This window comes from Paraburkholderia sp. C35 (assembly GCF_003121405.1).
Taxonomy (GTDB): domain Bacteria; phylum Pseudomonadota; class Gammaproteobacteria; order Burkholderiales; family Burkholderiaceae; genus Paraburkholderia.
In genome coordinates, this window is the sequence record NZ_QBUY01000068.1 from 39229 (window position 1) to 46729 (window position 7501).

At 62.4% G+C, this 7501-nt stretch carries 5 protein-coding genes; 4 read left to right on the top strand and 1 reads right to left on the bottom strand.

Annotated features, from left to right (window positions below; all coding sequences use genetic code 11):
- Positions 1-106: 106 nt before the first annotated feature.
- The 4 genes from DK391_RS29855 (at position 107) to DK391_RS29870 (ending at position 7109) form a co-directional block, all read left to right on the top strand.
- Entirely contained in the window at positions 107-1675 is a 1569-nt protein-coding gene (locus DK391_RS29855) for an efflux transporter outer membrane subunit (protein ID WP_109481602.1), read from the top strand.
- 115 nt (positions 1676-1790) lie between these two features.
- Complete coding sequence (locus tag DK391_RS29860; RefSeq protein ID WP_109481603.1) at positions 1791-2996, top strand: efflux RND transporter periplasmic adaptor subunit; 1206 nt, start codon at positions 1791-1793, stop codon at positions 2994-2996.
- 10 nt (positions 2997-3006) lie between these two features.
- Entirely contained in the window at positions 3007-6372 is a 3366-nt protein-coding gene (locus tag DK391_RS29865; protein WP_109481604.1) for an efflux RND transporter permease subunit, read from the top strand.
- A gap of 62 nt (positions 6373-6434) precedes the next feature.
- Positions 6435-7109 carry a TetR family transcriptional regulator gene (locus DK391_RS29870; RefSeq protein WP_239482992.1) on the top strand — a complete coding sequence of 225 codons (675 nt, stop codon included), beginning with the start codon at positions 6435-6437 and terminating at the stop codon, positions 7107-7109.
- An 82-nt stretch (positions 7110-7191) separates the two neighbouring features.
- On the opposite strand, the gene DK391_RS29875 is transcribed toward DK391_RS29870, so the two are convergent.
- A partial coding sequence (locus tag DK391_RS29875; RefSeq protein WP_162600948.1) for a ShlB/FhaC/HecB family hemolysin secretion/activation protein occupies positions 7192-7501 on the bottom strand: 310 nt, incomplete at its 5' end.

A 7501-nucleotide genomic window follows, 5' to 3' on the forward strand; every position in this document is an offset into this window, starting at 1 on the left:
GTGACAATGAGCTTTCAATTCAATTTCACGTTTCATTCAATTTAATTAGTCTTACGAAGTAACGTTTTTTTGTCGGAATGCTGATCCAGTCCTTGGAGGCAAGTGCATGAAGACGGCTTCGCACGCCCCGCGTGTTCTGCGCGACGGCTACGGACAACGGGTAGGGCGATTGGGCGCGCTCGGCGGGCTTGCGCTCGCGGTCGCCATGTCGCTGGCGGCGTGCATGATGGGGCCGGACTATCGCCGGCCCGAGTTGCAGGTGCCGGAAGGATTCAAGGAAGGCGTCGACTGGCAGCGCGCCGATGCAAACCCGCAAGGCGCAATCGATAGCACCTGGTGGCGCATGTACGGCGACGACCAGCTCAACGGCCTCGTCGATCAGGCCTTGAAGGCCAATCAGTCGATCGCCGCCGCAGAGGCGGCCTACCGTCTCGCGCTCGCGACCGTCGACGCCAACCGCGCGGGGCTGTTCCCGACCATCACAGCAGGCCTGTCGGGGTCGCGCTCGGGCGGTAATGTGTCTGCGCTGAGCGCGGGCCGCACCACGGGCACGACGGCCTCGGCGACGGGCGGCGTGGGCAACAGCGTGGTGGCGCTCGGCTCCGTCAGCTGGGAACTGGATCTGTGGGGTGCGATCCGCCGTCAGATCGAAGAGGCGAAGGCGAATGCGCAGGCATCGGATGCGCAGCTTGCGGGCGAGCGCATTTCGATCGCGGCCAGCGTGGTCACGGACTATTTCGAACTGCGCCAGGCCGACTACGATATCCGCTCGTTCACGGAGCAGCAGAACGCTTACGCGCGCATTCTCGCCATCGTGCAGACGGCATACAAGGAAGGCGCGGCCTCCAGCGACGACGTACTGGTCGCGACGGAAGACCTGCAAACCGTCATCGCCGAATTGCAGGCGACGCAGATCAATCGCGAGCACGACGAACACGCGATCGCGGTGCTCGAAGGCCTGCCGCCCGAATCGTTCAGCATTCCACCCGATCCCGACTATCACTTCGTCTCGCCTGCCATTCCCCCCTCATTGCCGTCTCAACTGCTCGAACGGCGTTACGACGTGGTCAGCGCCGAACGCTCGGCGGCAGCGGCCAATGCGGGCATCGGCGTAGCGGAGGCGGCCTTCTTCCCGACGCTGACACTGTCCGCCGAAGGCGGCTTCGCGCACAGCACGCTGGCCCATCTGTTCACGGTGCCGAACCGCTTCTGGACACTCGGCCCCGATCTGGCCGAAACCATTTTCGACGGCGGCGCGCGCACGGCAGCCGTGCACGAAGCACGCGCGACCTACGACGAGAACGTCGCCAACTATCGCAACACGGTGCTCGGCGCATTCCAGAGCGTCGAGGACAGCCTGTCGTCGATGAATCATCTGCGGGCGCAGGAAAGTGCCTACGCGCAGGTGCTCGACAGCAGCACGCGGCTGTTTGCCAGCCAGCAGGCGCAGTTCGACGCAGGCGCGGTGAGCCAGCAGAACGTGCTGAATCAGCGCATCACGCTGATCCAGTCGCAACAGACGCTGCGCGATACACAGGCGCTGCTCGCGCAGAGCCATGTGCTGCTGATCAAGAATCTCGGCGGTGGCTGGCAACGCGACGACGCCGATGCGGCACAGCCCGCTTCGGCGAGCGCGGTGCGGCCCGTTGCGCAAACCTCCAGCTCTGCCGATTGACAGGACTGTCGCAATCGACAGGCACGCAGTTCAACACGATTCCCCCGATACCGGGTGCGCTGACAGGCAGCAACACCGCCCGCGCATGCCGGTGTCACGCAAGAACGGAGTTCTCATGAAGTCACGTTTGGAACGCGTGTCGGTGTCATGTCTGTGTCTGATCGTGCTCGCCGCGTGCTCGAAAAAAGAGGCGCCGCCGCCTCCGCCACAGGTGTCGACGGTGAAGGTGCAGGCGCAGTCGGTGCCGCTGGAGCGGCGCTTCGTCGGACGGCTGTCGCCGTACTACAGCGCGAATGTCACGGCGCGCGTATCGGGCGTGCTGCTCAAGCGCAATTACACGGAAGGCGCGCAGGTGCGCGCGGGTCAGTTGCTGTTCGAGATCGATCCCGTGTTCTATCGCGCGCAGCTCGACAACGACCTCGCGATACTCGCCGAAGACCGCGCGACTTACATCAACGACCACATCACGGCGATGCGTAACCGCAAGCTGTTGCCCGTCGGCTCGGTCTCGCAACAGACAGTCGATAACTCCGACGCCGCCGAGCGCAGCGCGGCCGCCAAGGTGAAAGCCGACGAAGCGACGGTGCAGAGCGCGCGCATCGCGCTCGATTACACGCGCGTGACGGCGCCCATCGGCGGCATCGCCGGGCAGCAGCAGGTCACGGCGGGCGCGGTGGTCGGCAGCGGCACCACCGACGCAGGCGGCAACGGCACACTGTTGACGACGATCCAGCAGATCGATCCGATGTACGTGAACTTCACCATCAGCTCCGCCGATCTCTCCACGCTGCAGGAATCGCAGACGGGCGGCAAGGTCGATCTGTCGCAACAGAACGACGTATCGGTGCGCATCTCGCTGCCTAATGGCACGCCGTACGGCAGCGCCGGCGCGCTCGATTTCTCCGACGTGACGGTGAATGCATCGACAGGTGCCGTCAATCTGCGCGCACTGGTCGCGAATCCTAGGCGTCAGTTGCTGCCGGGCATGTTCGTGGCGCTGACCGTCGATTTCGGCAAGCAGAACAATGTCTTCCTGATTCCGCAGCAGGCGCTGGTGCGCGATACGACGGGCGGCTATGTGCTGACGGTGGGCGGCGACAACAAGGTGACGCGCAAGGACGTCGAGACGAGGAATAGCCTCGGCAACAACTGGATCGTGACGCATGGCCTGAACGATGGCGACGAGATCATCGTCGAGGGCGTGCAGAAGGCGCATGAGGGCGCGCCTGTGAAGCCGGTCGCGTGGCAGCCACCAGCGGGCGCAGCGGGGGCTTCATCAGGTGCAGCGGCGGCAGCGGCTCCCGCCAGCGCGGCGAAGTAGGAGACCGTCCATGCCGAGTTTTTTTATCGACCGCCCCGTTTTCGCGTGGGTTATCGCGATCCTGATCTCGCTGTTCGGCATTCTCTCCGTGCGCACGATGGGGATCGACTCGTATCCCGACATCGCGCCGCCGCAGGTGACCGTCACGGCGCAATATCCGGGCGCCAGCGCGCAGACGATGGAATCGACTGTGACGCAGGTGATCGAGCAGCAGCTCACGGGTATCGACAATCTGCTGTACTTCAGTTCGACGTCGAGTTCGAACGGCGCGACGCAGATCATTCTCACATTCGCGACAGGCACCAACCCCGACATCGCGCAGGTGCAGGTGCAGAACAAGGTGACGCTCGCCGAGCCGCTGTTGCCGTCGCAGGTCACGCAGCAGGGCGTGATCGTCGCGAAGACGAGTCCCGACATTCTGCTGTTCATCGCGCTCCAGTCGGATAACGCTGCCATCGATGCGGGCCGGCTTTCGGATATTCTCGCGTCGCAGATCCAGCCGGTGATCGGCCGTGTGACGGGCGTCGGCAATACGACGCTGCTGGGTTCGGAATATGCGGTGCGTATCTGGCTCGATCCCGACAAGCTGCAGAGCTACGGGCTATCGACCACGCAGGTGCTCAATGCCGTGAGTGGACAGAATGCGCAGTTCGCGGCCGGTTCGCTCGGCGGCGATCCCGCCGTGAAGGGGCAGGTATTCACGGCGACGGTCACGGGCGACACGCTGTTTTCTTCGTTGCAGCAGTTCCGCGACATCATCGTCGTGTCGAACAGCAACGGCACCACGGTCAAGCTGAGTGACGTCGCGCGCATATCGTTCGGTTCGCAGACGTATGGGCAGGCGCCTGTCTACAACGGCAAGCCTGCAGGCGGTCTGGCCGTGTTCCTGCTGCCCGGCGCGAACGCGCTGACGGTCGAAAAAGCGGTGAAGGCCACCATGGACACGCTCGCGCGCGATTTGCCCGAAGGCGTGACATGGAGCATTCCATACGACACCACGCCGTTCATCACGGCATCGATCACGGACGTGATACGAACACTCGTCGAAGCTATCGTGCTGGTGTTCTTCGTAATGCTGATCTTCCTGCAGAACCTGCGCGCCACGATCATTCCAACGCTGGTGATTCCCGTTGCGCTGCTCGGCACCTTCGTCGGGCTGGCGGCGCTGCATTACACGCTCAACCAGTTGACGCTGTTCGGCATGGTGCTCGCGATCGGTATCGTGGTGGACGATGCCATCGTCGTGATCGAGAACGTCGAGCGCATCATGACGGAAGAAAAAATGGAGCCACGCGAGGCGACCCGCAAGGCGATGAAGCAGATCACGGGCGCGATCATCGCGATTACAGTGGTGCTGTCGGCCGTGTTCGTGCCGTCGGCGTTGCAGCCTGGCGCGACGGGCATCATCTACGCGCAGTTCGCGCTGACGATTGCTGTGTCGATGGGCTTCTCGGCGTTTCTCGCGATGTCGTTCACGCCATCGCTGTGCGCCGCGATTCTCAGGCCCGAGCACGAAACGAAGAAGAACTGGTTCTATCGCTGGTTCGACAGATCCTTCGAGTGGACCACGAACCACTATCTCAGTCACGCGGGCAAAGCCATCCGTCATGCGCCGCGCTGGATGATCGGGTTCGTGCTGGTGGTCGTGCTGACGGGCTTTCTGTACACGAAGCTGCCGACCAGCTTCGTGCCGGACGAAGATCAGGGCTTCGCGCTTGCGCTCGTCAACCTTCCGCCCGGTTCGACGCTGGAGCGCACCAACCACGTGATGGGCGAACTGCGCGACAAGCTCATGAATAGCCCGCTTGGCAAAGACATCGTCGGGATTTTCCAGCCGGAAGGTTTCAGCTTTGTCGGCACGAGTGAGAACGTCGGCATGTCGTTCATCAAGCTCTCCGAGTGGGACAGACGCTCCGAAACGGCGATGAAGATGATCCCGCAGATGAACCGCATTCTGTCGTCAATTACCGATGCGCAGATCTTCGTGGTGAATCTGCCGACCATTCGCGGCCTGAGCCAGTTTGGCGGCGTCGATATGTATCTGCAGGCGCGCGCGGGGCAACCGCGCGCGGAACTGGGGCAAGCGACGGGCACGCTGCTCGGGAATGCGTCGAAGAGTCCTGTGCTGTTCGGCATCCGGCCCAACTCGCTGCCGAATTCGCCGCAACTGGATATCGCCGTGGATCGCACCCAGGCTCAGGCGATGGGTCTTTCGCTGACGGATGTGTATCAGACGCTGGAAATGGAACTGGCGCCGTTCTATATCGACCAGTTCACGTACGGCGGACGTGTGAAGCGCGTGTATGTCCAGGCGGACGCGCCGTTCCGGATGTCGCTGGATGCGTTCCAGCATCTGTATACGCCGAGCCTGTTTCCTGCCACGAGTTCGTCCAGCCTGGCATCGTCGGGCAAGAGCAGCACGACTTCGGCCGTCGGGACGAATGGTTTTGTGACACCGGAAGATCCGTCGCCGGCCAATACGTCGATTGCGCCGTACAACATGGGGCCGCTGTCGAGTGTCGTCAATGCGAAGTGGACCTTCGGGCCGACCGTGCTGCCGCGCTACAACGGCTATTCGGCGGTGGAAATCGTCGGCAACTCGGCGCCCGGCTACTCGACGGGGCAGGCCATCGACACGCTCAACAAGATCGTCAATCAGGAGTTGCCGCGCGGTTTTGCCGCGGACTGGACGGGGCAGTCGTATCAGGAACTGTTGTCGGGATCGTCGGCGACGACGCTGATGGCGCTGTCGATCGTGGTGGTGTTCCTGTGTCTCGCGGCCTTGTATGAAAGCTGGTCGATTCCTGTGTCGGTGCTGCTGGTGGTGCCTCTCGGGATGCTCGGCATGATGGCGTTCTGTCTGACCTTCAAGGTGCCCAACGACATCTACTTCAAGATCGGCCTCGTGACGGTGATCGGTCTGGCGGCGAAGAACGCGATTCTGATCGTCGAGTTCGCGGTGGAGGGACAGCAACGCGGCATGACCTTGCGTGATGCCGTGCTGACGGCGGCGCGCTTGCGGCTGCGGCCGATTCTGATGACATCGATGGCATTCATTCTCGGCGTGTTTCCGCTGGTGGTGTCGTCGGGCGCGGGCGCGTCGTCGCGGCATGAAATCGGCACGGGTGTGATCGGCGGGATGCTGTTCGCGACCTTCCTTGGCCTGCTGCTGATTCCCGTGTTCTATGTGGTGGTGCGTCGGCTGCTTGGCGACAAGCTCGACGAGGTGTCGCACAAGATGCCGCATCACGGTCATGGCGATGGCGATAGCGGCGGCGACGGTGGGACAGGCACGGACGGACATCACGATGGAGATACGCCGCCGAAGGACGGGCCACCACGCGACGGCTCGCCAGGGGAGGGTGCGCCTGCCTGATGCGCTCAATGCACGGATTCACGCGATGCTTCTGAATCACCATCACATTGGTGCGACGACCGATGAGGCGATCACGGCAACAGGCGCGGGAAACGCGCGATCACATCCTCGATGCGGCAGAGCGGTTGTTCGCCGAGCAGGGCGTGTCGCGCACGTCGCTTGAAGATATCGCGATGCGGGCGGGGTTCACGCGTGGCGCGATATATGGGCACTTCCGGAACAAGAGTGATCTGTTTGTCGCGATGACGAACCGGGTGATGTTGCCGATGGAGATGCTCGTTGCAGCGACCGCCGATTCCGCGGAACCGGACCCGCTTGGCCGTATCAGGCAGTTGTTGCTGTATTTTCTCGGCAAGGTGGTGGTCGAGCCGCATAGCCGGCGTGTGTTTGAAGTGCTGTTCACGAAATGCGAGAACACTAAAGACATGCTGCTGGTGCTGGAGCGGCAGCACGATGCTGCGCGTAATGGGCGGTTGCATCTCGAGCGTGGTTTGCGTAATGCGATTGCCAAAGGGCAGTTGCCTTTTGATCTGGATACCGCGCGCGCTGCGAGTGTCGTGCATGCGTTTCTTGGTGGCGTGTTGCGGGACTGGCTGCTGGAACAGGATGCGATTTTGTTGCCGAGGGATGCGGAGTTTTTGACTGATGTGTGTATGGGGATGTTGAAGTGTTCGCCGTTGATGGGACGTGCGCCGCGTGGCGGGGACGTGGGGGATGAGTTTGGGTTGAGTGGGTGACGTGTTTTTGTCGGAGCGTATGCGAATCTGTGCAGGCAGGTGACAGGCTCGCGTGCTTTGCTCTCGTTGTGCAACGCTGCAATCAGAACTGCATCGTCGCTTGTACGCCGACTGTCACCCGTGCAGTCGGAAATCCATTGGGTTTGTAGATGGGCGTGCCAGCGAACAGGTCGTAAGACAGGCCCGCATACTTTGCTGGTATGCCGCCGCGAATGCCAATTACCGCGCCTGCGAGTTGGGTGCCTTTCAGGATCGCTGTGTTTGGTCCGAACACGCGTCCGTAGTCTATTCCTGCGTAGAGCGTCTGGCCCGTCCGGAAGATGGGCCATTGCAGTTCGTTGCGCCAGTAGAAGCCTTTCTCTGCGGCGAGCATCGTTTCACCGTCGAAGCCG